This window comes from Pseudomonas atagonensis (assembly GCF_011369485.1).
Lineage (GTDB): Bacteria > Pseudomonadota > Gammaproteobacteria > Pseudomonadales > Pseudomonadaceae > Aquipseudomonas > Aquipseudomonas atagonensis.
The window spans coordinates 259,790-281,986 of record NZ_VXCA01000025.1; the positions used below are offsets into that span (position 1 = coordinate 259,790).

Genomic DNA, 22,197 nt, shown 5'->3' on the forward strand with positions numbered 1-22,197 from the left:
ATTTTCGTATGTCCCGACTCAATCCCCGGCAGCAAGAAGCCGTGAACTACGTCGGCGGCCCTCTATTGGTGCTCGCCGGTGCTGGCTCCGGCAAGACCAGCGTGATCACGCGCAAAATCGCGCACCTGATCCAGAATTGCGGCATCCGCGCCCAGTACATCGTCGCCATGACCTTTACCAACAAGGCCGCTCGCGAGATGAAAGAGCGGGTCGGCACCCTGCTGCGAGCCGGCGAAGGTCGCGGCCTGACGGTCTGCACTTTCCACAACCTGGGCCTGAACATCATCCGCAAGGAACACGTGCGGCTGGGCTACAAACCCGGTTTCTCGATCTTCGACGAGACCGACGTCAAAGCCCTGATGACCGACATCATGCAGAAGGAATACGCGGGGGACGACGGCGTCGACGAGATCAAGAACATGATCGGCGCCTGGAAAAACGACCTGATCCTGCCACCTCAGGCACTGGAAAACGCGCGTAATCCGAAAGAACAGACTGCGGCCATCGTCTACACCCACTACCAGCGCACGCTCAAGGCGTTCAACGCGGTGGACTTCGACGACCTGATCCTGCTGCCGGTGAAGCTTTTCGAAGAGCACGCCGACATCCTCGAAAAGTGGCAGAACAAAGTTCGCTATCTGCTCGTCGACGAATACCAGGACACCAACGCCAGCCAATACCTGCTGGTGAAGATGCTGATCGGCAAGCGCAACCAGTTCACCGTGGTAGGCGACGACGACCAGTCGATCTACGCCTGGCGCGGTGCACGGCCAGAAAACCTGATGCTGCTCAAGGATGACTATCCGTCCCTGAAAGTGGTGATGCTCGAGCAGAACTACCGCTCCACCAGCCGCATCTTGCGTTGTGCCAACGTGCTGATTTCGAACAACCCGCACGAATTCGAAAAACAGCTGTGGAGCGAGATGGGCCACGGCGACGAGATCCGCGTGATCCGCTGCCGCAACGAGGACGCAGAAGCCGAGCGCGTGGCCATGGAAATCCTCAGCCTGCACTTGCGCACCGACCGCCCGTACAGCGATTTCGCGATCCTTTATCGCGGTAACTATCAGGCCAAGCTGATCGAGCTGAAACTGCAGCACCATCAGGTGCCGTACCGTTTGAGCGGCGGCAACAGCTTCTTCGGTCGCCAGGAAGTAAAAGACCTGATGGCCTACTTCCGCCTGATCGTAAACCCGGACGACGACAACGCCTTCCTGCGCGTGATCAACGTGCCGCGCCGGGAAATCGGCTCCACGACCCTGGAAAAACTCGGCAACTACGCCACCGAACGCAAGATCTCGATGTACGCCGCCACCGACGAAATCGGTCTGGGCGAGCATCTGGACAGCCGCTTCACCGATCGCCTGTCGCGCTTCAAGCGCTTCATGGACAAGGTGCGCGAGCAGTGCGCCGGCGAAGACCCGATCTCCGCCCTGCGCAGCATGGTCATGGACATCGACTACGAGAACTGGCTGCGTACCAACAGCTCCAGCGACAAGGCTGCCGACTACCGGATGAGCAACGTCTGGTTCCTGATCGAAGCCTTGAAGAACACCCTGGAAAAAGACGAAGACGGCGAAATGACCGTCGAGGACGCCATCGGCAAACTCGTCCTGCGCGACATGCTGGAACGTCAGCAGGAAGAAGAGGACGGCGCCGAAGGCGTGCAGATGATGACCTTGCACGCCTCCAAGGGTCTGGAATTCCCCTATGTGTTCATCATGGGCATGGAAGAGGAAATCCTCCCGCACCGTTCCAGCATCGAGGCCGACACCATCGAAGAGGAACGTCGCCTGGCGTACGTGGGCATCACCCGTGCGCGCCAGACCCTCGCCTTCACCTTCGCCGCCAAGCGCAAACAGTACGGCGAGATCATCGATTGCGCGCCCAGCCGCTTCCTCGATGAGCTGCCGCCGGACGACCTGGCGTGGGAAGGCAACGACGATACACCGACCGAAGTCAAAGCCGTGCGCGGCAACAACGCATTGGCTGATATACGCGCGATGTTAAAGCGCTAGAATTGACCACTTTTTACTAGACCTTCGGCGCACCAAGCGCCAAATGAGGACAGCTTCATGGAAGCATTGCACCAGAAAATCCGCGAACAAGGCATCGTGCTTTCCGACCAGGTCCTGAAGGTCGACGCCTTCCTGAACCACCAGATCGACCCGGCCCTGATGAAGCTGATCGGCGACGAATTCGCCTCGCTGTTCAAGGATTCCGGCATCACCAAGATCGTCACCATCGAAGCGTCGGGCATCGCCCCGGCGATCATGACCGGTCTGAATCTCGGTGTGCCGGTGATCTTCGCCCGCAAGCAACAGTCCCTGACGCTGACTGAAAACCTGCTGTCGGCGACCGTTTACTCGTTCACCAAGAAGACCGAAAGCACCGTGGCGATCTCCCCGCGTCACCTGACCAGCAGCGACCGCGTATTGATCATCGACGACTTCCTGGCCAACGGTAAGGCGTCGCAAGCCCTAATCTCGATCATCAAGCAGGCCGGCGCGACCGTTGCCGGCCTGGGAATCGTGATCGAAAAGTCGTTCCAGGGCGGCCGTGCCGAGCTGGACTCGCAGGGTTATCGCGTTGAATCGCTGGCCCGCGTGAAGTCGCTGAAGGATGGCGTGGTTACCTTCATCGAATAACCAGCAACACCGCACTACCCTGTGGGAGCGGGCTTGCTCGCGAAGGCGTCGTGTCAGTCGACATATTCTTTGACTGATCCGGCGCTTTCGCGAGCAAGCCCGCTCCCACAGTTGGTTTTGGGGTGGACGATTATTGTGCGGTGGCTTTTAGGCCAGTAAGCAACAACCGCTGAAACAGGTCTTCCTTCAGACCTTCCGGATCGGTGAGCTGCATGCGCGCCAGATGCTCCGGATACAGCGAAACCTCAGGCGCGTCCAGCGCTGCCTTGCCCAGCTCCAGAATCTCGGTCAGCTTGAATTTGCTCTTCAACCAGTTCAGCGCCCGCAGCAAATCCTTCTCGATCGCCGTGAAATCACAGCCCAGCGGATACTCCGGAAACAGATGCGGATGCCGCGCGGCAATCGCCTGCAAGCGTTGCGGCGTATTCTCGGCGAAGCGTGGATCGAGGCGGAAATCCTTAGGCAGTTTGCCGACCTTCTGCGCCTGTTCGATCAGCCCTGACTGAAAGCGCGAGTCGCTGATGTTGAGCAACGCCTCAATGACCGCTGAGTCCGTCTTGCCGCGCAGATCGGCGATGCCGTACTCGGTGACCACGATGTCGCGCAAATGCCGTGGAATCGTGCAGTGGCCATACTCCCAGACAATGTTCGAACTGACATCGCCACCGGATTCGCGCCAGCTGCGCAGAATCAGGATTGAACGCGCATCGTGCAACGCGTGCCCCTGGGCGACGAAGTTGTACTGCCCGCCAACACCGCTGAGCACCCGCCCGTCTTCCAGTTGATCCGCCACACCCGCGCCGAGCAGGGTCATGGTAAACACTGTGTTGATGAACCGCGCATCCAGACGCTGCAGGCGCTTGAGCTCTTCCTGACCGTACAGCTCGTTGATGTAGCTGATGCGGGTCATGTTGAATTCAAGGCGTTTGCTCAGCGGTAACTCACGCAAACGCTCATAGAAACTGCGCGGCCCGAGGAAGAAACCGCCGTGGATCGACAGGCCGTCGGTTTGCGCCGCCTCGTCGAGGGTGCCGGCGTTGGCCTGCTCCTGGGTCTGCACATCCGGGTAGACCTTGCGCCGGATGATCCCGGCATCCGCCAGCACCAGCAGGCCGTTGACGAACATTTCGCTGCAGCCATAAAGGCCTTTGGCGAACGGTTCGGTGCCGCCCTCGCGCTCGATCAACTGCGCCCACTGGCTGAGATTCACGTCGGCGAGCAGCGCCTGATAACCGTCGTTATCGGCCTGGCGTGCAAGCAGTGCGGCGGTCAGCGCATCGCCCATCGAGCCGATGCCGATCTGCAACGTGCCACCGTCGCGTACCAGCGTACTGGCGTGCAGGCCGATAAAGTGATCCTGAAAACCGACCGGCATATTCGGCGTGGAAAACAATGTGCTGCTGTCCTTGGCATCCATCAGCAGGTCGAAGGTGTCGATATCGACCTCGGCATCGCCGGGCATGTACGGCAGCTCCGTGTGCACCTGACCGACCAGCAAAATGGTCTCGCCCGCTTCGCGGCGCCTGGCAATCATCGGCAACAGGTCGAGGGTGATGTCGGGATTGCAGCTCAGGCTTAGACGGTCGGGGTGTTCACTGCTACTGGCGAGCAATTGCGCAACCAGATTCAGGCCCGCCGCATTGATGTCGCGGGCCGCATGGCTGTAGTTGCTGCTGACGTAGTCTTGCTGGGCCGGCGCGCTGTTGAGCAGGCTGCCGGGCTGCATGAAAAACTGCTCGATGCGGATGTTGGCCGGCAGGCTGTCGCGCTGCAGGTCGGCGAGGAAATCGAATTCCGGATAATCGCCGAAAACCCGCTCGACGAAGGGTTCGATAAAGCGCTTCTGCAAACCGTCGCCCAGATTCGGGCGACCCAGGCACAGGGCGGTATAGATCGTCAGTTGCCGCTCGGGCAGGCCCTTGATCCGCCGGTACAGCGCGTTGACGAAATGATTGGGTTTGCCCAGCCCCAGTGGCAAGCCCATGTGGATATGCGCCGGCAATCGCGCCAGTACGTCGTCCACTGCCTGTTCGATCGAACACAACTGCACCATCTGAAGCCTCCCGCCCGTTCCGTGAATAGAGGTACGACCGAGATTGCCGGTTGTTTGCTGCAATGAACAGCCTCAGGCCTGAATCGCGGGCACAAAAAAACCGTCCGGAGACGGTTTTTTTCATCAGAAGCGCGGCTTATTTCAGGCCGGACATCTTCTGGATCGCGCCCTTGAGCTCGTCATCCGAACAGTCGGCGCAGGTGCCTTTTGGCGGCATGGAGTTGATGCCGGTGATGGCCTTGGCCAGGATGCCGTCGAGGCCGCCCTGGTGATCGGCGCGCTCTTTCCAGGCTGCGGCGTCACCGATTTTCGGTGCGCCCAACAGGCCAGTGCCGTGGCAAGCGTTGCAATGTTTGGCAATCACTTCATCCGGGGTTTTCGCACCGCCACCGCCGCCGGCAGTCGCAGCCACTTCCATTCCCTTGCATTCCTGTCCCTGAACGCACACCTGGCCGACAGGCTCGAGGCGTTTGGCAATGTCGTCGTTCGTCGCAGCTTGAGCGCTGACAGCCCAGAGGGCCAGTACGGTTGCTGGTGCGGCCAGCATTTTCATAATTAGGTTCACGCGTTCACCCTCAATGGTGGCTATTCACGCCTGCGGCCACGGTTCGCAGGCGGGCGGAAGTATAGCGGGTAGCCCGCCACACTGAAACAACCCCATAGTCGAAGGGGTTATACCGCGCGGTAGAAAAACTCTCCGGATGCCTTTGCCATCATGGCTTGGCACCTCTTTATCAAAAATTTGCCGGCGTGGCTGCGCTGATTAGTCGCGCAGGCAAGTCGAACGGATTACGGAAACGATGCGGCTTGGTACTTTCAAAGTAGTAGCTGTCGCCGGCTTCGAGAATAAAAGTTTCCAGACCCACCACCAGTTCCAGACGACCTTCCACCAGAATCCCGGTTTCCTCACCTTCGTGGGTGAGCATTTCTTCGCCGGTATCGGCGCCCGGCGGGTAGATTTCATTAAGGAAAGCGATGGCCCGGCTCGGGTGCGCGCGGCCGACCAGCTTCATGGTCACGGCGCCGTCGGAAATGTCGATCAGCTCGTTGGCCTTGTAGACGATCTGGGTTGGTTTTTCCTGCAGAATCTCTTCGGAAAAGAACTCGACCATGGACATGGGAATGCCGCCCAACACCTTCCTCAACGAACTGATCGAGGGGCTGACGCTGTTCTTTTCGATCATCGAAATGGTGCTGTTGGTGACGCCCGCGCGTTTGGCGAGTTCACGCTGGGAAAGCCCTTTGAGCTTGCGGATCGATTGCAGTCGTTCACCGACGTCCAAGGCTGGAGCCTCCTGATGTTGTAGAAATATTGAGCGTTATCATGGCGACAGCGTTCAGTATTTACAACACGTGGGCTCCGTTGCGGCCTCAAGCCTCGGAATAGAGCCTTGGCACTCGACGCAGGTTGCAGAAAATCTGGTACGGAATGGTGTCGGCCCACTTCGCCACTTCGCTGGCGAGGATGTTTTTACCCCACAGCTCGACGGTCGAACCGAGGTCGGCTTCCGGCACATCGGTGAGGTCGATGCAGAGCATGTCCATCGAAACGCGACCGAGAATCCGGCTGCGCTTGCCCGCTACCAGCACCGGAGTGCCGGTCGGCGCCTGACGAGGGTAGCCATCGGCATAACCCATGGCGACCACGCCGATGCGCATTGGCTTGTCGGTGATGAATTTTGCGCCGTAGCCAATCGGCTCGCCGGCGGGCAACTCACGTACGCAGATCACTTTCGATTCGAGGGTCATCACTGGTTTCAAGCGCTCGGCCACAGCGTTGGCTTCTTCGAACGGCGTGGCGCCGTAGAGCATGATGCCGGGACGCACCCAGTCGCTGTGAATCTGCGGCCAGCCGAGCACGGCAGGCGAATTGCGCAGACTGACTTCGGCCGCCAGGCCCTGACGCGCAGCCTCGAACACCGCCACCTGATCGGCACTGCTCTGTTCGTGCAGTTCATCGGCGCGGGCGAAGTGGCTCATCAGCACGATTTTCGCCACTTTGCCGCTGGCCAGCAGACGCTGGTACGCGGCCGCGTAATCCTTGGGATGCAGGCCCACGCGGTGCATGCCCGAATCGAGTTTCAGCCACACGGTGATCGGCTTGCTCAGCGCAGCCTGCTCGATCGCTTCGAGCTGCCACAGCGAATGCACCACGGTCCAGAAATCATGCTCGACGATCAGTGCCAGTTCATCGGCCTCAAAGATGCCTTCCAGCAACAACACCGGTGCACGAATACCGGCAGCGCGTAGCTCCAGCGCTTCTTCGATGCAGGCGACGGCAAAACCATCGGCCTCGGCTTCCAGCGCCTGGGCGCAGCGCACCGCGCCGTGACCGTAGGCATCGGCCTTGATCACTGCCAGCGCCTTGGCGCCGGTGACTTCGCGGGCAATTTGGTAGTTGTGACGCAGGGCTTGAAGGTCGATCAGGGCACGGGCAGGACGCATGGCAGCAGACTTCTTGGCGGTCATGGGAAGAAAAACCGGCGCTGGCTGACGACGTGAACCGCCAACAGCGCCGGGAGAGGGATCTTTGAATCAGTTACGGCAGCGCGGCAACGATGGAAATCTCCACCAGAATGCTCGGCTTGGCCATTTTCGCTTCAACGGTCGCACGGGCCGGAGCAGCGCCTTTAGGCAGCCACTGGTCCCACACCGAGTTCATTGCGGCAAAGTGCGCTTCGATGTCGTTCAGGTAAATCGTCGCCGACAACAGGTGCTGTTTGTCGGTGCCGGCCAGGTCGAGCAAACGCTCGATGTTGGCCAGTACGTCGCGGGTCTGCTGTTCGACACCGGCGTTGAAGTCATCACCGACCTGCCCGGACAGATATACCGTCCCGTTGTGGCTGACGATCTGACTCATGCGCTCATTGGTGAGCTGGCGCTGGATTGCCATGCTTTGCGGACTCCTGGGTTTGATTGCCGTAACGGGAAATATCGAGGCCTTCGGCGCTGATCTGCGGCTTTTTCTTCGCCATCAGGTCGGCCAGCAAACGACCGGAACCGCACGCCATGGTCCAACCGAGGGTGCCGTGACCGGTGTTGAGGAACAGGTTCTTGAAGGGCGTGGCGCCGACGATCGGCGTGCCATCCGGCGTGGTCGGACGCAGACCGGTCCAGAAACTCGCCTCGGCCAGATTGCCGCCCTGAGGATAAAGGTCGTTGACGATCATCTCCAGGGTTTCGCGCCGACGCGGATTCAGCGACAGGTCAAAACCGGCAATCTCGGCCATGCCGCCGACGCGGATGCGGTTGTCGAAACGGGTGATCGCGACCTTGTAGGTCTCGTCGAGAATGGTCGAAGTCGGAGCCATCGCCGGGTTGGTGATCGGCACGGTCAGCGAGTAACCCTTGAGCGGATACACCGGGGCCTTGATGCCCAGCGGCTTGAGCAGTTGTGGCGAGTAGCTGCCGAGGGCCAGCACGTAGCGGTCGGCAGTTTCCAGCTTGCCATCGATCCACACACCGTTGATGCGATCACCAGCGAAGTCGAGTTTCTGGATATCCTGACCGAAACGGAATTCCACGCCCAGTTTCACGGCCATTTCGGCGAGACGGGTGGTGAAGATCTGGCAATCGCCGGTCTGGTCGTTCGGCAGGCGCAGGGCACCCGCGAGGATGTCGGTGACATTGGCCAGTGCCGGCTCGACGCGGGCGATGCCGGCGCGGTCGAGGACTTCAAACGGTACGCCGGACTCTTTCAGCACGGCGATGTCTTTGGCGGCGCCATCCAGCTGAGCCTGGGTGCGGAACAACTGAGTCGTACCGAGGCTGCGGCCTTCGTAGGCAATACCGGTTTCGGCGCGTAATTCGTCGAGGCAGTCGCGGCTGTACTCGGACAGACGCACCATGCGCTCCTTGTTCACCGCGTAACGGTTGGCGGTGCAGTTGCGCAGCATCTGCGCCATCCACAGGTACTGATCGATGTCGGCGGTGGCCTTGATCGCCAGCGGTGCGTGGCGCTGCAACAGCCACTTGATGGCCTTGAGCGGCACGCCCGGCGCAGCCCACGGCGAGGCATAGCCCGGCGAAACCTGGCCGGCGTTGGCGAAGCTGGTCTCCATGGCCGCGGCGGGCTGCCGGTCGACCACCACCACTTCAAACCCGGCACGGGCCAGATAGTAAGCACTGGCGGTACCGATGACGCCGCTACCCAAGACCATAACGCGCATTTTTTATCCCTCTCGCGGCGTGCCGCGTACGTCTGTTGTTAGAGCAATGATGCGCGCAGTGTAAAAAATAAATGCCAGTGCTTTTCACTATATAAGCGCCTATATTTGGCGACAATTCTCGGCAAAAACCCTTTTCACGGAGGCGCATCCCCTATGCGTACCAACACTCAGACCAAACGTGAGCTGGACAAGATCGACCGCAACATCTTGCGGATCCTGCAGGCGGACGGGCGGATTTCATTCACCGAACTGGGTGAGAAAGTCGGGCTCTCCACCACGCCTTGCACCGAGCGGGTGCGGCGTCTGGAGCGTGAGGGGATCATCATGGGCTACAACGCCCGGCTGAATCCGCAGCACTTGAAGGGTAGTCTGCTGGTGTTCGTCGAGATCAGCCTCGACTACAAATCCGGCGATACTTTCGAAGAGTTCCGACGCGCGGTGCTGAAATTGCCGCACGTGCTGGAGTGCCACCTGGTGTCAGGGGATTTCGACTATCTGGTGAAGGCGCGGATTTCCGAAATGGCTTCGTACCGCAAACTGCTGGGCGACATCCTCTTGAAGCTGCCGCATGTGCGCGAGTCCAAAAGCTATATCGTGATGGAAGAGGTAAAGGAAAGTTTGAGCCTGCCGATTCCGGACTGAGTTTTTTTGTATTACCTGGCCCAGCCCTATCGCGAGCAGGCTCACTTCTACAGTTGGAATGCACTCCCCTGTAGGAGTGAGCCTGCTCGCGATGGCCTCGACTCGGTTCAGAGTGAACCCGTTAAACCAGCACCTGCCGATTCGCCGCCATGTATTCGAAGATCTGCTTCTCGACCCGCGGATGAATCAGCTCCACCGGCCCTCGCCCATTCGGGCAAGGCAAGGTCTTGGTCGTGCCGAACAACCGGCAAATCAGCGGCCGCTCTTCATACACCGTGCAGCCGTTCGGCCCCAGATGCACACAGTTCAGCTCTTCCATGGCCGCATCCTGCTCGGCGCGGGTCTTGCGCGGCAGGCGTGCCATTTCCTCTGGCGAGGTGGTCACCGGGCCGCAGCAGTCGTGGCAGCCGGGCACGCACTCGAACGAGGGAATCTGCTGACGCAGGGTGCGGATTTTTTGACTGTTGCAGCTCATTGCAGCGGTAACCGGCATGAAATAGACGGCAATTGTGCCGCAAAAGCCGTGATCCAGACACCACGGGCCGACCAATGTTGCCCGGCCTCGGGCCTGCGGCTTATGCTCCGTCAAATTTTCTCGACGCACCCCCGCTCAGGATGACGCCCATGACCGCCCGCGCCCAAACCATCGCGAGCCAACCTCACGTTGCCTCTTACTACGCCGCCAGCAGCCTGCCGCAACCCGACCATCCGCCGCTGCAAGGTGAAGTGATTGCCGATGTGTGCGTGGTCGGTGGCGGATTCTCCGGGCTCAACACGGCGCTGGAACTGGCCGAACGCGGCCTCAGTGTGGTGCTGCTCGAGGCGCACAAGATCGGCTGGGGCGCCAGCGGCCGCAATGGCGGTCAGTTGATTCGCGGGGTCGGTCATGGCCTCGATCAGTTCGCCAATGTGATCGGCACCGACGGCGTGCGGCAAATGAAGCTGATGGGTCTGGAAGCGGTGGAAATCGTCCGCCAGCGCGTCGAACGTTTCCAGATCCCCTGCGACCTGACCTGGGGCTACTGCGACCTCGCCAACAAGCCTGCCGACCTTGAGGGGTTTGCCGAAGACGCAGAAGAGCTGCGCAGCCTCGGCTATCACTACGAAACCCGCTTGCTGCAAGCCAATGAAATGCACACGGTGGTGGGCTCGAAACGTTATGTCGGTGGTTTGATCGACATGGGTTCCGGGCATCTGCATCCGCTGAATCTGGCCTTGGGCGAAGCGGCAGCGGCGCAACAACTGGGCGTGCAACTGTTCGAGCATTCGGCGGTAACCCGCATCGATTACGGCCCCGAGGTGAAAGTACACGCGGGGCAAGGTTCGGTACGCGCAAAGACATTGGTGCTTGGTTGCAACGCCTACCTCAACGACCTGAATCCGCAACTCAGCGGTAAAGTCCTGCCGGCGGGCAGCTACATCATCGCCACCGAACCGCTGACCGCAGAACAGGCGCACAACCTGTTGCCGCAGAACATGGCGGTCTGCGACCAACGTGTGGCGCTGGATTACTACCGTCTCTCGGCGGATCGTCGTTTGTTGTTCGGTGGCGCCTGTCATTACTCGGGGCGTGATCCGAAGGACATCGGCGCTTACATGCAGCCGAAAATGCTCGAAGTCTTCCCGCAACTTGCCGGCGTGAAGATCGAGTATCAGTGGGGTGGAATGATCGGCATCGGCGCCAACCGTTTACCGCAGATTGGCCGGCTCAATGACCAGCCGAATGTGTATTACGCCCAGGCCTATTCCGGCCATGGGGTAAATGCCACGCACCTGGCGGGCAAGCTCTTGGCCGAAGCCATCAGCGGCCAGCACAGCGGTGGCTTCGACCTGTTCGCCAAGGTGCCACACATCACCTTCCCCGGCGGCAAGCATTTGCGCTCGCCATTGCTGGCGTTGGGGATGCTGTGGCATCGGCTCAAAGAGCTGGTCTGATGATTTTGTTGAGGCTCTGAGTACGCCTTCGCGAGCAAGCCCGCTCCCACCGGTGACCGCGCTCCGACTGAAGAACACGGTCGAATGTGGGAGCGGGCTTGCTCGCTAAGAGGCCGAAACAGGCGCTAAAGCGTTCAGATCCGCCAGAACGGCTTCAACCCTTCTTCCAGCGCCTGCTCGCGGGTCAGCCCGACATCCTTGAGCTGCGCGGGCGTCAGGCCGAGCAACGCCTTGCGCGTGTGCAGACGATGCCAGAACAGACCCCAGCGACTCAGGCCGGACGGCGCGTTGCGCATGGCCATGTTCCATGCACTGTCCTCCTGCCCTGCCTCCAGTTCCTGACTGTGTAACGTCAGCCGCACATCGCTCAAGCCGTTCATTTTTGTCGCTCCTGTTTACTTGGGTAGCCAGAGATTCCATGATGCGCGGGTCGGCAAAAGCATTACAGATTCAACACATCTGTATTAATTCCATACAGATTTGCCGTCTCCGAGACTGAATTGCCGATTTTTGCCGCATCTGTACTGGTTTAACGAATCACCTGCATCGAGGCAGTGTCATGACCCTGTATGTGAACCTCGCCGAGCTGCTCGGCACACGCATCGAACAAGGCTTCTATCGTCCTGGTGACCGATTGCCGTCGGTGCGCGCCTTGAGCGTAGAACATGGTGTCAGCCTGAGCACGGTGCAGCAGGCTTATCGAATGCTCGAAGACAGTGGTCTGGCCACGCCGAAACCCAAGTCCGGCTACTTTGTGCCGGTTGGACGCGAGTTGCCGGAGCTGCCAGCCGTCGGCCGACCGGCGCAACGGCCGGTGGAAATCTCGCAATGGGATCAGGTGCTGGAACTGATTCGCGCGGTGCCACGCAAGGACGTCGTGCAACTCGGTCGCGGCATGCCCGACATCAGTTCGCCCACCATGAAACCGTTACTGCGCGGCCTCGCACGCATCAGCCGTCGGCAAGACATGCCCGGCCTGTATTACGACAACATCCACGGCACCCTCGAACTGCGTGAACAGATCGCCCGGTTAATGCTCGACTCCGGCTGCCAGTTGAGCGCCAGCGACCTGGTCGTGACCACCGGTTGCCACGAAGCGCTGTCCACCAGCATCCACGCGATTTGCGAACCGGGCGACATTGTCGCGGTGGACTCGCCAAGCTTTCACGGCGCCATGCAGACCCTCAAAGGCCTGGGCATGAAAGCCCTGGAAATCCCCACCGACCCGCTCACCGGCATCAGCCTAGAAGCACTGGAACTGGCGCTCGAACAATGGCCGATCAAGGTCATCCAGCTCACGCCCAACTGCAACAACCCGCTCGGCTACATCATGCCGGAGTCGCGTAAACGCGCGTTGTTGACGCTCGCCCAGCGTTTCGACGTGGCGATCATCGAGGACGATGTGTATGGCGAACTGGCCTACACCTACCCGCGCCCGCGCACGATCAAATCCTTCGACGAGGACGGGCGCGTGCTGCTCTGCAGTTCGTTTTCCAAGACCTTGGCGCCAGGCCTGCGCATTGGTTGGGTCGCGCCGGGGCGCTATCTGGAACGGGTGCTGCACATGAAATACATCAGCACCGGATCCACCGCGCCGCAGCCGCAGATTGCCATTGCCGAATTCCTTAAAAGCGGTCACTTTGAACCGCATTTGCGGAGGATGCGCACGCAATACCAGCGCAATCGCGACGTGATGATCGATTGGGTAACCCGCTATTTCCCGGTCGGCACCCGCGCCAGCCGCCCACAGGGCAGCTTCATGCTTTGGGTTGAATTGCCGGAGGGCTTCGACACACTGAAACTGAATCGTGCGCTGCACGATCAAGGCGTACAGATTGCGGTTGGCAGCATCTTTTCTGCCTCGGGCAAGTACCGCAATTGCTTGCGTATGAACTACGCTGCCAAACCGACACCGCAGATCGAAGAAGCGGTGCGCAAGGTCGGCGCCACAGCAATCAAATTGCTGGCCGAAGCCGACTGACTTTTCTTGAGAGGCCAGCGTCCATATGCCGACCTTTGACGCCTATCGGAACGATCCTACGTGAGCTTCAGACAGCCCCTGCTCGCCCTTTTGATGCTCGCCGCGCTCCTGAACGGCTGCACCAACCTCGATGTGCCGCGCGAGCCGAGTCAGGCGCTGCCGGCATCCCACTCAAGTTTCGGTCGCTCGATTCACGCGCAAGCCGCGCCATACCAGGGGCGTTCCGGGTTTCGTTTACTGTCCAACAGCACCGAAGCCTTTACCGCCCGCGCGGAGCTGATCCGCAACGCGCAAACCAGTCTCGACCTGCAGTACTACATCGTGCATGACGGCATCAGCACACGGATGCTGGTCGAAGAAGTGCTCAAGGCCGCTGATCGCGGTGTGCGCGTGCGCATCCTGCTCGATGACACCACCAGCGACGGCCTCGACCTGATCATCGCCACGCTGGCGGCACATCCGCAGATTCAGATTCGCCTGTTCAACCCGCTGCATCTGGGCCGCAGCACTGGCGTGACGCGGGCCGCCGGGCGCCTGTTCAATCTGTCGCTGCAACACCGGCGCATGCACAACAAGCTGTGGCTGGCCGATAGCAGCGCGGCCATCGTCGGCGGGCGCAACCTGGGTGACGAGTATTTTGATGCCGAACCGAACCTGAATTTCACCGACATCGACATGCTCAGCGTGGGACCTGTGGCCGAGCAACTCGGGCACAGCTTCGACCAGTACTGGAACAGCGCGCTGAGCAAACCGATCGATGAGTTCCTTTCGAGCAAACCTACCGCCAAAGACCTGCAGAACACCCGCACGCGGCTGGAAGAATCGCTGGAAGAAACGCGCAAGCAGAATCACGCGCTGTATCAGCAGCTGATGACGTTCAAAACCGAGCCGCGCATGGACATCTGGCGCAAAGAGCTGATCTGGGCCTGGAACCAGGCACTGTGGGATGCGCCGAGCAAAGTACTGGCCAAGGACGAGCCGGATCCGCAACTGTTGCTGACCACGCAGCTGTCACCGGAACTGCGCGGTGTCAGTAAAGAGCTGATCATGATCTCGGCCTACTTCGTCCCGGGCCAACCGGGGCTTGTGTACCTGACCGGACGCGCCGATGCCGGGGTCTCGGTAAGTCTGCTGACCAACTCACTGGAGGCCACTGACGTGCCAGCAGTGCACGGCGGTTATGCGCCGTACCGCAAGGCGCTGCTGGAGCACGGCGTGAAGCTGTATGAACTGCGCCGCCAGCCTGGGGATAATTACGGCAGCGGCCCACATGTGTTTTACAGCAAATCGTTTCGCGGCTCAGACTCGAGCCTGCACAGCAAGGCGATGATCTTCGACCGGCAAAAAGCGTTTATCGGCTCGTTCAACTTCGACCCTCGCTCAGTGTTGTGGAACACTGAAGTCGGCGTATTGGTGGACAGCCCGGAGCTGGCCGAGCATGTGCGCGAACTGGCGTTGCAAGGCATGGCGCCAGCGCTCAGCTATCAAGCGAAGTTGCAGGATCGAAATATTGTCTGGGTGACCGAGGACAACGGTCAGATGCACACGCTGACCAAGGAACCGGGGAGTTGGTGGCGACGATTCAATGCGTGGTTCAGCACCCGCGTGGGCCTGGAGCGGATGCTGTAATCACACAAGAATCTTTGCTTTAGAGGGCTTTTGTGGCGAGGGGATTTATCCCCGCTCGGCTGCGTAGCAGTCGTAAAAACCATCGCACGCCGTGTATCTGATGCACCACAATCGCAGGTTTTGGGGCTGCTTCGCAGCCCAACGGGGATAAATCCCCTCGCCACAGGTCATCAGCGCTTCAGGTTCGGGTCAGGCAGGTTCGGTGACTGGGCCAAACGCACCTTGGCGCAATAGCAGCAGCACCAACCCGAACGCCCCCGCCGCCATCAACAACGGCAACGCATGTCCGCTGATCCATTGACTGCCCGCCCCCGCCATCAAAGGCCCGATCAGACAACCCACACCCCACAGTTGCGCGATATGCGCATTGGCTCGCACCAGCGCGTCATCGCGGTAACGCTCACCAATCAGAATCAGCGACAAGGTGAACAAACCACCGGCGCTGGCACCGAACAATACCCACAACGGCCAGATCAACAGCGTATCGATCAGCATGGGTATCGCCAGGCTCGACAGCATCAGGATCACTGCGCAGCCGGTGAACAATGTGCGCCGCGACAGGTAGTCCGCCAGCGCACCGATCGGCAGTTGCAGCAGCGCATCGCCGACCACAACCGTGCTGACCATCGCCAAGGCGATTTCAGCGGTGAAGCCTTGCTGCAGGCAATACACCGGCAGCAGCGTGAGGATCATCGCCTCGAACGCGGCAAACAACGACACCGCCCAGGCAATCGCCGGCAGTTCGCGGGCAAAACCCCACAGATCAACGAAAGTGACGCTGCTGGCCTCGCTGCTCGGCGCACCACTGCGGCCCAGCAACAGCAAAGGCGAAACCAGCAGCAGGCCGACACCGACCCAGAACCCGTAATCGTGCTCCGTACCCAGCGCCCCCAACAGCAATGGCCCGGACAGTTGGCTCAGCGCATAACTGCTGCCATACAGCGCGACAAGACGCCCGCGCCAGTGTTCGACCACCAGTTGATTGATCCAGCTCTCGCCGAGAATGAAGACAATCGTCAGGATCACGCCGATCATCAAGCGCAGCACCAGCCAGACCGGATAGCTCGGCAGCAACGCCAGCAAGCCGATCGACAACGCACCGGCCCACAGGCACAGGCGCATCAGATTCGCCGTGCCGAAGCGCGCGGCGAGATGGCTGGAGATCTTCGCGCCCACCAAAACCCCGATCGCCGGCATCGCCGCCATTACGCCAATGGCGAAGGAGCCGTAGCCCCAACCTTCCAGGCGCAACGACACCAGCGGCATGCTGACCCCCAGGGCCAGACCGACACTCAAGACAGACGCCAACACGGCGAAATACGTCGCCCACCGCATGTTCCACGCTCCTGTGGATAATTATTTTTCAGAAGCCACATCAAGCAAATGTGGGAGCGGACTTTTGTGGCGAGGGATTTATCTCCGTTGGGTCGCGTAGCGGCCCCAAAACCTGCAACCGCGATGCATCAGCTACACCGCGTGCAATGATTTTGCGACTGCTTCGCAGCCGAACGGGGATAAATCCCCTGCAACAAAAGCCCGCTCCCACAGGGGATCTCTGTTTCGTGCGGGAGCCCGATGTAGCCGGGCTCCCGTCAACGCCTTACAGCTTGATCCACGTCGCCTTCAGCTCGGTGTACTTGTCGAACGCGTGCAGCGACTTGTCGCGGCCATTGCCCGACTGTTTGAAACCGCCGAACGGTGCGGTCATGTCGCCGCCATCGTATTGGTTGACCCACACGCTGCCGGCACGCAGTGCCTTGGCGGTCAGGTGAGCCTTGGAGATGTCCTGAGTCCATACCGCAGCCGCCAGGCCATAAGGCGTGTCGTTGGCGATCTGGATCGCTTCTTCAGCGGTGTCGAAAGCGATGACCGACAGTACCGGGCCAAAGATCTCTTCCTGAGCGATTTTCATCGCGTTGCTCACGCCGTCAAAAATCGTTGGCTCCACATACGTGCCACCGGTTTCCTGAAGGATGCGCTTGCCACCGGCGACCAGTTTGGCGCCGTCGGTGTGACCCGACTCGATGTAGGACAACACGGTGTTCATCTGTTGGGTATCAACCAACGCGCCCACATTGGTTGCCGGATCCAGCGGATTGCCCGGTTTCCAGGTTTTCAGCGCTTCAATAACCATCGGCAGGAATTTGTCCTTGATCGAACGCTCGACCAGCAAACGCGAACCGGCGGTGCAGACTTCGCCCTGGTTGAAGGCGATGGCGCTGGCGGCGGATTCAGCCGCGGCTTGCAGATCCGGCGCATCGGCAAAGACGATGTTCGGGCTCTTGCCGCCGGCTTCCAGCCAGACGCGCTTCATGTTCGATTCGCCGGAGTAAATCATCAGTTGCTTGGCGATCTTGGTCGAACCGGTGAACACCAGCGTGTCGACATCGTTGTGCAGGGCCAACGCTTTGCCGACGGTGTGGCCGTAACCCGGCAGCACGTTGAGCACGCCTTTCGGAATGCCGGCCTCGACGGCCAACTCGGCGATGCGGATGGCGGTCAGCGGGGATTTTTCCGACGGCTTGAGGATTACCGAGTTACCGGTCGACAGCGCCGGGCCGAGTTTCCAGCAGGCCATCATCAGCGGGAAATTCCACGGCACGATGGCGCCGACCACGCCCACGGGTTCGCGGGTTACCAGACCCAACTGATCGTGCGGCGTAGCGGCGACTTCGTCGTAGATCTTGTCGATTGCTTCACCGCTCCAGCTCAGCGCTTGCGCTGCGCCCGGAACGTCGATGTACAGCGAATCGCTGATCGGCTTGCCCATGTCGAGGGTTTCGAGCAGGGCCAGTTCTTCGGCGTGCTGTTTAAGCAGGCCGGCGAAACGGATCATGGTGGCTTTGCGCTTGGTCGGCGCCAGGCGCGACCAGACGCCGGAATTGAAGGTGGCGCGGGCGTTTTCCACGGCGCGCTGGGCGTCGGCGGCGTCACAGCTGGCAATCTTGCCGAGCAGACGGCCATCAACCGGGCTGATGCACTCGAAGGTCTCACCGGAGACGGCGTCGGTGTATTCACCATTGAGGTAGGCGCGACCTTCGATCTTCAGGTCGCGAGCGCGTTGTTCCCAGTCGGCACGAGTCAGGGTGGTCATTGAAGTGTCCTCCTCTTGTTGAATACGAGCGCCGCGTTCTTCGCGGACGTCTTCAGGAATTCTGCCAGGCCCAGCCTGCTTTTCGGCCAAGGCACCCGCCACCCTAAACCAGCGGCCGGGGTTGTTTCAATATATTTGACATAAGCGCGCTATACGGCCTTGCGGTGTTCATTTTAATAAACATAGACTTCCGCCCATTCCAACCATCGCGCCGTCATTACGAGAGAAAACAACAATGAACATCCAGAACGTCGTCGACATCAGCCTGACCAGCAGCGAAGCCGAACGCTATCGCCCGGACCCGGCCAAAGTGCTCAAGGGTGATCCGGAGCAGGCCGTGTTCCATCAATACGAAAGCCCTTGTGGGCAGATGGGCGTCGGCGTGTGGGAAGGTGCGGTGGGTCAGTGGACCGTGAACTACACCGAACACGAATACTGCGAAATCCTGCAGGGCGTTTCGGTGCTGCGTGACAGCGATGGCAATGCCAAAACCTTGCGCGTGGGCGACCGCTTTGTGATTCCGGCAGGTTTCCGTGGCACCTGGGAAGTGCTGGAGGCGTGCCGCAAGATCTATGTGATTTTTGAACAGAAGGCTTGAAGATTTGGGCTGGCTGATCCGGCCCTGTCGCGAGCAGGCCCGCACACGCGCTACAAAATTCGAGGCAACAAAAAAGGCCCGTATCGTGAGATACGGGCCTTTTTTGTAAGTCGGGAAAAATCAATTACTTGATTTTGCCTTCCTTGTAGATCACGTGCTTGCGAACAACCGGATCATATTTCTTGATCTCGATTTTGTCCGGGGTAGTACGCTTGTTCTTGTCGGTAGTGTAGAAGTGACCAGTACCGGCGCTCGAGATCAAACGAATCAATTCACGCATGATTAGCTCCCTTAAATCTTGCCATCGCGGCGAAGTTCGGCGAGCACGACAGTGATGCCACGCTTGTCGATGATACGCATGCCTTTGGCAGATACGCGCAGACGCACAAAACGTTTCTCTTCTTCAACCCAGAAGCGGTGATGCTGCAGGTTCGGCAGGAAACGACGACGGGTTTTGTTGTTTGCGTGGGAAATGTTATTCCCGGTTACCGGACCCTTACCGGTAACTTGACATACTCTCGACATGCCTCAGCCCTCTAAAACCACATGCCCAACCCGGCATGGGTTGGCCGCTTAATCTCTCAGTCATTTGGCGCCAGGCGCCGCGTTTCTTTAGAGGTCTTACCGGCTACACCTACAGTGAAGGAACCGGGCCCCTAGAAAAGAGCGCTGCTTTATACCAGAAAGACTGAGGAGCAACAACATTCGGTGTGCAATGAATCGGCAAAACGGCGCTTTTTCAGCCTGCGAACGCCTTGGATAAAGGCTGACGAGGGTTTTTTACCACTCGTCGCAGAAAATCGCCTGGGCAGGCGCTTCAGACTTTTCTCCGAGCCCTGCGGTCTGAAAAACGGCCATCACTGTGCCCTGAAAATGCAAAAAGGGGATAGTCATTTGTAATCCAGCCCTCTAGGGTAGGCCTTTTCCAGACTGCACTTGCAGATGGGCCTTCGATCTGTAAAAGGAAACCGACCATGCGCCTCGCTGCCCTACCCCTGTTGCTCGCCCCGCTCTTGCTGAGCCCCCTGGCCCAGGCCGCCGCGCTGAGCGTATGCACCGAGGCCAGCCCTGAAGGCTTCGACGTGGTGCAGTACAACTCGCTGACCACCACCAATGCCTCGGCGGACGTGCTGATGAACCGACTGGTGGATTTCGACACCGCCAGCGGCAAAGTTGTCCCGAGCCTGGCCGACAGCTGGGAAGTCAGCACCGACGGGCTGACTTATGTATTCAAGCTACATCCACAGGTGAAGTTTCATACCACCGAATACTTTAAACCGAGCCGCGAGCTGACCGCCGAAGACGTCAAATTCAGCTTCGACCGCATGCTTGACCCGGCCAATCCATGGCACAAAGTCGCCCAAAGCGGCTTCCCGCATGCGCAGTCGATGCAGTTGCCCGCGCTGATCAAGAAAATCGACGCACTGGACCCGCTAACAGTGCGCTTCACCCTCGACCATCCGGACTCGACCTTCCTAGCGACCCTGAGCATGGGTTTCGCTTCGATCTACTCGGCAGAATATGCCGACAAACTGATGAAAGCCGGGACGACGGACAAGCTCAACAGTCAGCCGATCGGCACCGGGCCGTTTGTATTCACCCGGTTCCAGAAAGACGCGTCGATCCGCTACAAGGCCAACCCGGACTATTTCGGCGGCAAGCCTTCGGTGGATCCGCTGATCTTTGCCATTACCCCGGACGCCAACGTGCGTCTGCAAAAGCTGCGGCGTAACGAGTGCCAGATCGCCCTGTCGCCGAAGCCATTGGACGTACAGGCCGCGAAAGAAGAACCGACGTTGAAAGTCGAAAAGACTGATGCGTTCATGACGGCTTTCGTCGGCATCAATAGCCAGCATCCTCCGCTGGATAAACCGGAAGTACGTCAGGCGATCAACCTCGCCTTCGACAAGGCCAACTACATCAAAGCCGTGTTCGAAGACACCGCCGAAGCTGCCAACGGCCCGTATCCGCCGAATACCTGGAGCTACGCGAAGAACCTGCCGGGCTACCCGCACGACGTGGCCAAGGCCAAGGCGCTGATGGCCAAGGCCGGACTGAAGGACGGTTTCCAGACCACCATCTGGACCCGGCCGTCGGGCAGCCTGCTTAACCCGAACCCGAGCCTGGGCGCGCAACTGCTGCAATCGGATCTGGCAGAAATCGGCATTCAGGCGGAAATTCGCGTGATCGAATGGGGCGAACTGATCCGCCGCGCCAAGGCTGGCGAGCATGACCTGCTGTTCATGGGTTGGGCCGGCGACAACGGCGACCCGGACAACTTCCTCACGCCGCAGTTTTCCTGTGCGGCGGTAAAGTCCGGCACCAACTTCGCCCGCTACTGCAATGCCGACCTGGACAAACTGATCAGCGCCGGCAAGACCACCAGCGAACAAGGTGTACGCAGCAAGCTCTACGAACAGGCGCAGGCGCAGATCCAGCAGCAGGCTCTGTGGCTGCCGCTGGCGCATCCGACGGCGTACGCGCTGACGCGTAAAGACGTGCAGGGTTACTCAGTGAGTCCGTTTGGCCGTCAGGACTATTCCAAGGTCAACCTCAAATAACCTTCCCTACACAAAACCTGTAGGAGTGAGCCTGCTCGCGATAGCAATCTTCCAGTCACTGAACAAGCTGACTGAAATAACGCCATCGCGAGCAGGCTCACTCCTACATGGATTTGCGTTTTGCCCGTGAGAGTTACATCCAGCCACACTCCGCCATCGACAGCGGCTCGCCGTCACCGATGATGAAGTGATCCAGCACCCGCACGTCAATCAGCTCCAGCGCCTTCTGCAAGCGCTTGGTCAGCAGCCGATCAGCCTGGCTCGGATCGGTATTGCCCGACGGATGGTTGTGGCACAGGATCAACGCCGCCGCATTATTGGCCAAACATCGCTTGACTACCTCACGGGGATGCACGCTGGTGTTGTCTATCGAGCCACGAAAAAGTATCTCGAAATTCAGGACTTGATGTTTGGAGTCAAGAAACAGGCAACCAAACACCTCATGCGGCTCGTGACGCAGCATCGATTTCAGATAATCGCGAACGACCTGAGGGTTTTCCAGGGCCGGTTTCTGCCGTGATTTCTCAGCCAGATGCCGCCTGTTCATTTCCTGAGCCGCTTGCAGTTGCGCAAACTTCGCCGGCCCGAGACCCAATTGTTTGCTGAATGCGTCCTGATCGGCCTCAAGCAGCAAACGCAGGCTGCCAAATTGACTCAACAGGTTGCGCGCCAGATCCACAGCACTTAAACCGGGCAATCCGGTACGCAGGAATATGGCCAATAACTCAGCGTCCGAAAGGCTCGCTGCACCGTGTTCCAACAACCTTTCCCGCGGCCTTTCCGCCGCCGGCCAATCGCGAATACTCATACACCTTCCTTGTCTGTGGGCGCCGCTGTTCCGTAGCGGTCGCTGTGATATCGTAGCCCATCTTTTTTGCGGGCGAATT

General features: G+C 59.6%; 21 protein-coding genes. 8 read left to right on the forward strand and 13 right to left on the reverse strand.

The genetic code is table 11. The features are described 5' to 3' along the window. Positions 1-8 precede the first annotated feature (8 nt). Positions 9-2,018 carry a DNA helicase Rep gene (gene rep / locus F2P67_RS16775; RefSeq protein WP_166221787.1) on the forward strand — a complete coding sequence of 670 codons (2,010 nt, stop codon included), beginning with the start codon at positions 9-11 and terminating at the stop codon, positions 2,016-2,018. 57 nt (positions 2,019-2,075) lie between these two features. Beyond that, entirely contained in the window at positions 2,076-2,648 is a 573-nt protein-coding gene (locus tag F2P67_RS16780) for a xanthine phosphoribosyltransferase (protein ID WP_007920398.1), read from the forward strand. 130 nt (positions 2,649-2,778) lie between these two features. On the opposite strand, the gene F2P67_RS16785 is transcribed toward F2P67_RS16780, so the two are convergent. The 6 genes from F2P67_RS16785 to dadA all read right to left on the reverse strand — a co-directional run bounded on the left by F2P67_RS16785 (position 2,779) and on the right by dadA (position 8,870). Continuing rightward, positions 2,779-4,701: an acetyl-CoA hydrolase/transferase family protein gene (locus F2P67_RS16785; RefSeq protein ID WP_166221789.1), complete on the reverse strand. Its 1,923-nt coding sequence runs from the start codon at positions 4,699-4,701 to the stop codon at positions 2,779-2,781. Positions 4,702-4,837: 136 nt separating this feature from the next. Further along, complete coding sequence (locus F2P67_RS16790) at positions 4,838-5,254, reverse strand: c-type cytochrome (RefSeq protein ID WP_166222261.1); 417 nt, start codon at positions 5,252-5,254, stop codon at positions 4,838-4,840. A 181-nt stretch (positions 5,255-5,435) separates the two neighbouring features. Continuing rightward, positions 5,436-5,984 carry a cupin domain-containing protein gene (locus F2P67_RS16795; RefSeq protein ID WP_166221791.1) on the reverse strand — a complete coding sequence of 183 codons (549 nt, stop codon included), beginning with the start codon at positions 5,982-5,984 and terminating at the stop codon, positions 5,436-5,438. A gap of 88 nt (positions 5,985-6,072) precedes the next feature. Then, the gene (gene alr, locus F2P67_RS16800; protein ID WP_166222263.1) at positions 6,073-7,146 is read right to left on the reverse strand and encodes an alanine racemase; all 1,074 of its coding nucleotides are present in this window, start codon (positions 7,144-7,146) and stop codon (positions 6,073-6,075) included. 94 nt (positions 7,147-7,240) lie between these two features. Then, on the reverse strand, positions 7,241-7,594 hold the full coding sequence (locus tag F2P67_RS16805; protein WP_166221793.1) for a RidA family protein: 354 nt from the start codon (positions 7,592-7,594) through the stop codon (positions 7,241-7,243). After that, the gene (dadA, locus tag F2P67_RS16810) at positions 7,566-8,870 is read right to left on the reverse strand and encodes a D-amino acid dehydrogenase (RefSeq protein WP_166221795.1); all 1,305 of its coding nucleotides are present in this window, start codon (positions 8,868-8,870) and stop codon (positions 7,566-7,568) included. The genes F2P67_RS16805 and dadA overlap by 29 nt, the downstream gene beginning before the upstream one ends. Positions 8,871-9,023: 153 nt before the next feature. Between dadA and F2P67_RS16815 the strand changes: the two genes are divergently transcribed. Further along, complete coding sequence (locus F2P67_RS16815; RefSeq protein ID WP_003177284.1) at positions 9,024-9,512, forward strand: Lrp/AsnC ligand binding domain-containing protein; 489 nt, start codon at positions 9,024-9,026, stop codon at positions 9,510-9,512. A gap of 121 nt (positions 9,513-9,633) precedes the next feature. On the opposite strand, the gene F2P67_RS16820 is transcribed toward F2P67_RS16815, so the two are convergent. Then, on the reverse strand, positions 9,634-9,987 hold the full coding sequence (locus tag F2P67_RS16820; RefSeq protein ID WP_166221797.1) for a YkgJ family cysteine cluster protein: 354 nt from the start codon (positions 9,985-9,987) through the stop codon (positions 9,634-9,636). 149 nt (positions 9,988-10,136) lie between these two features. Here F2P67_RS16820 and F2P67_RS16825 point away from each other — a divergent pair, with 149 nt between their 5' ends. Next, positions 10,137-11,447: an NAD(P)/FAD-dependent oxidoreductase gene (locus F2P67_RS16825; protein ID WP_166221799.1), complete on the forward strand. Its 1,311-nt coding sequence runs from the start codon at positions 10,137-10,139 to the stop codon at positions 11,445-11,447. Between the two features lie 134 nt (positions 11,448-11,581). Here the strand turns inward: F2P67_RS16825 and F2P67_RS16830 are convergent, their stop codons facing one another. Beyond that, positions 11,582-11,827, reverse strand: a complete 246-nt coding sequence (locus F2P67_RS16830) for a DUF1127 domain-containing protein (protein WP_166221801.1) — start codon at positions 11,825-11,827, stop codon at positions 11,582-11,584. A 179-nt stretch (positions 11,828-12,006) separates the two neighbouring features. Between F2P67_RS16830 and F2P67_RS16835 the strand changes: the two genes are divergently transcribed. Next, a complete protein-coding gene (locus F2P67_RS16835; RefSeq protein ID WP_166221803.1) occupies positions 12,007-13,428 on the forward strand; it encodes an aminotransferase-like domain-containing protein in 1,422 nt (473 codons plus the stop codon). A gap of 60 nt (positions 13,429-13,488) precedes the next feature. Beyond that, on the forward strand, positions 13,489-15,057 hold the full coding sequence (locus F2P67_RS16840) for a phospholipase D-like domain-containing protein (RefSeq protein WP_166221805.1): 1,569 nt from the start codon (positions 13,489-13,491) through the stop codon (positions 15,055-15,057). Positions 15,058-15,246: 189 nt separating this feature from the next. Here the strand turns inward: F2P67_RS16840 and F2P67_RS16845 are convergent, their stop codons facing one another. Further along, on the reverse strand, positions 15,247-16,392 hold the full coding sequence (locus F2P67_RS16845; protein ID WP_166221807.1) for an MFS transporter: 1,146 nt from the start codon (positions 16,390-16,392) through the stop codon (positions 15,247-15,249). 265 nt (positions 16,393-16,657) lie between these two features. After that, positions 16,658-18,151 carry an aldehyde dehydrogenase gene (locus tag F2P67_RS16850; protein ID WP_166221809.1) on the reverse strand — a complete coding sequence of 498 codons (1,494 nt, stop codon included), beginning with the start codon at positions 18,149-18,151 and terminating at the stop codon, positions 16,658-16,660. Between the two features lie 235 nt (positions 18,152-18,386). On the opposite strand from F2P67_RS16850, the gene F2P67_RS16855 reads away from it, so the two are divergent. After that, positions 18,387-18,749: a cupin domain-containing protein gene (locus F2P67_RS16855; protein WP_064589815.1), complete on the forward strand. Its 363-nt coding sequence runs from the start codon at positions 18,387-18,389 to the stop codon at positions 18,747-18,749. A 124-nt stretch (positions 18,750-18,873) separates the two neighbouring features. Here F2P67_RS16855 and rpmG read toward each other — a convergent pair whose 3' ends face one another. Next, positions 18,874-19,029, reverse strand: coding sequence for a 50S ribosomal protein L33 (gene rpmG / locus F2P67_RS16860; RefSeq protein WP_003177274.1), 156 nt, complete (start codon positions 19,027-19,029; stop codon positions 18,874-18,876). Positions 19,030-19,040: 11 nt separating this feature from the next. Next, positions 19,041-19,274: a 50S ribosomal protein L28 gene (gene rpmB, locus F2P67_RS16865; RefSeq protein ID WP_007920377.1), complete on the reverse strand. Its 234-nt coding sequence runs from the start codon at positions 19,272-19,274 to the stop codon at positions 19,041-19,043. A gap of 449 nt (positions 19,275-19,723) precedes the next feature. On the opposite strand from rpmB, the gene F2P67_RS16870 reads away from it, so the two are divergent. Next, positions 19,724-21,310, forward strand: coding sequence for an ABC transporter substrate-binding protein (locus F2P67_RS16870; protein ID WP_166221811.1), 1,587 nt, complete (start codon positions 19,724-19,726; stop codon positions 21,308-21,310). Positions 21,311-21,443: 133 nt separating this feature from the next. On the opposite strand, the gene radC is transcribed toward F2P67_RS16870, so the two are convergent. Further along, positions 21,444-22,118 carry a RadC family protein gene (gene radC / locus F2P67_RS16875; protein WP_166221813.1) on the reverse strand — a complete coding sequence of 225 codons (675 nt, stop codon included), beginning with the start codon at positions 22,116-22,118 and terminating at the stop codon, positions 21,444-21,446. Between the last annotated feature and the right edge of the window lie 79 nt (positions 22,119-22,197).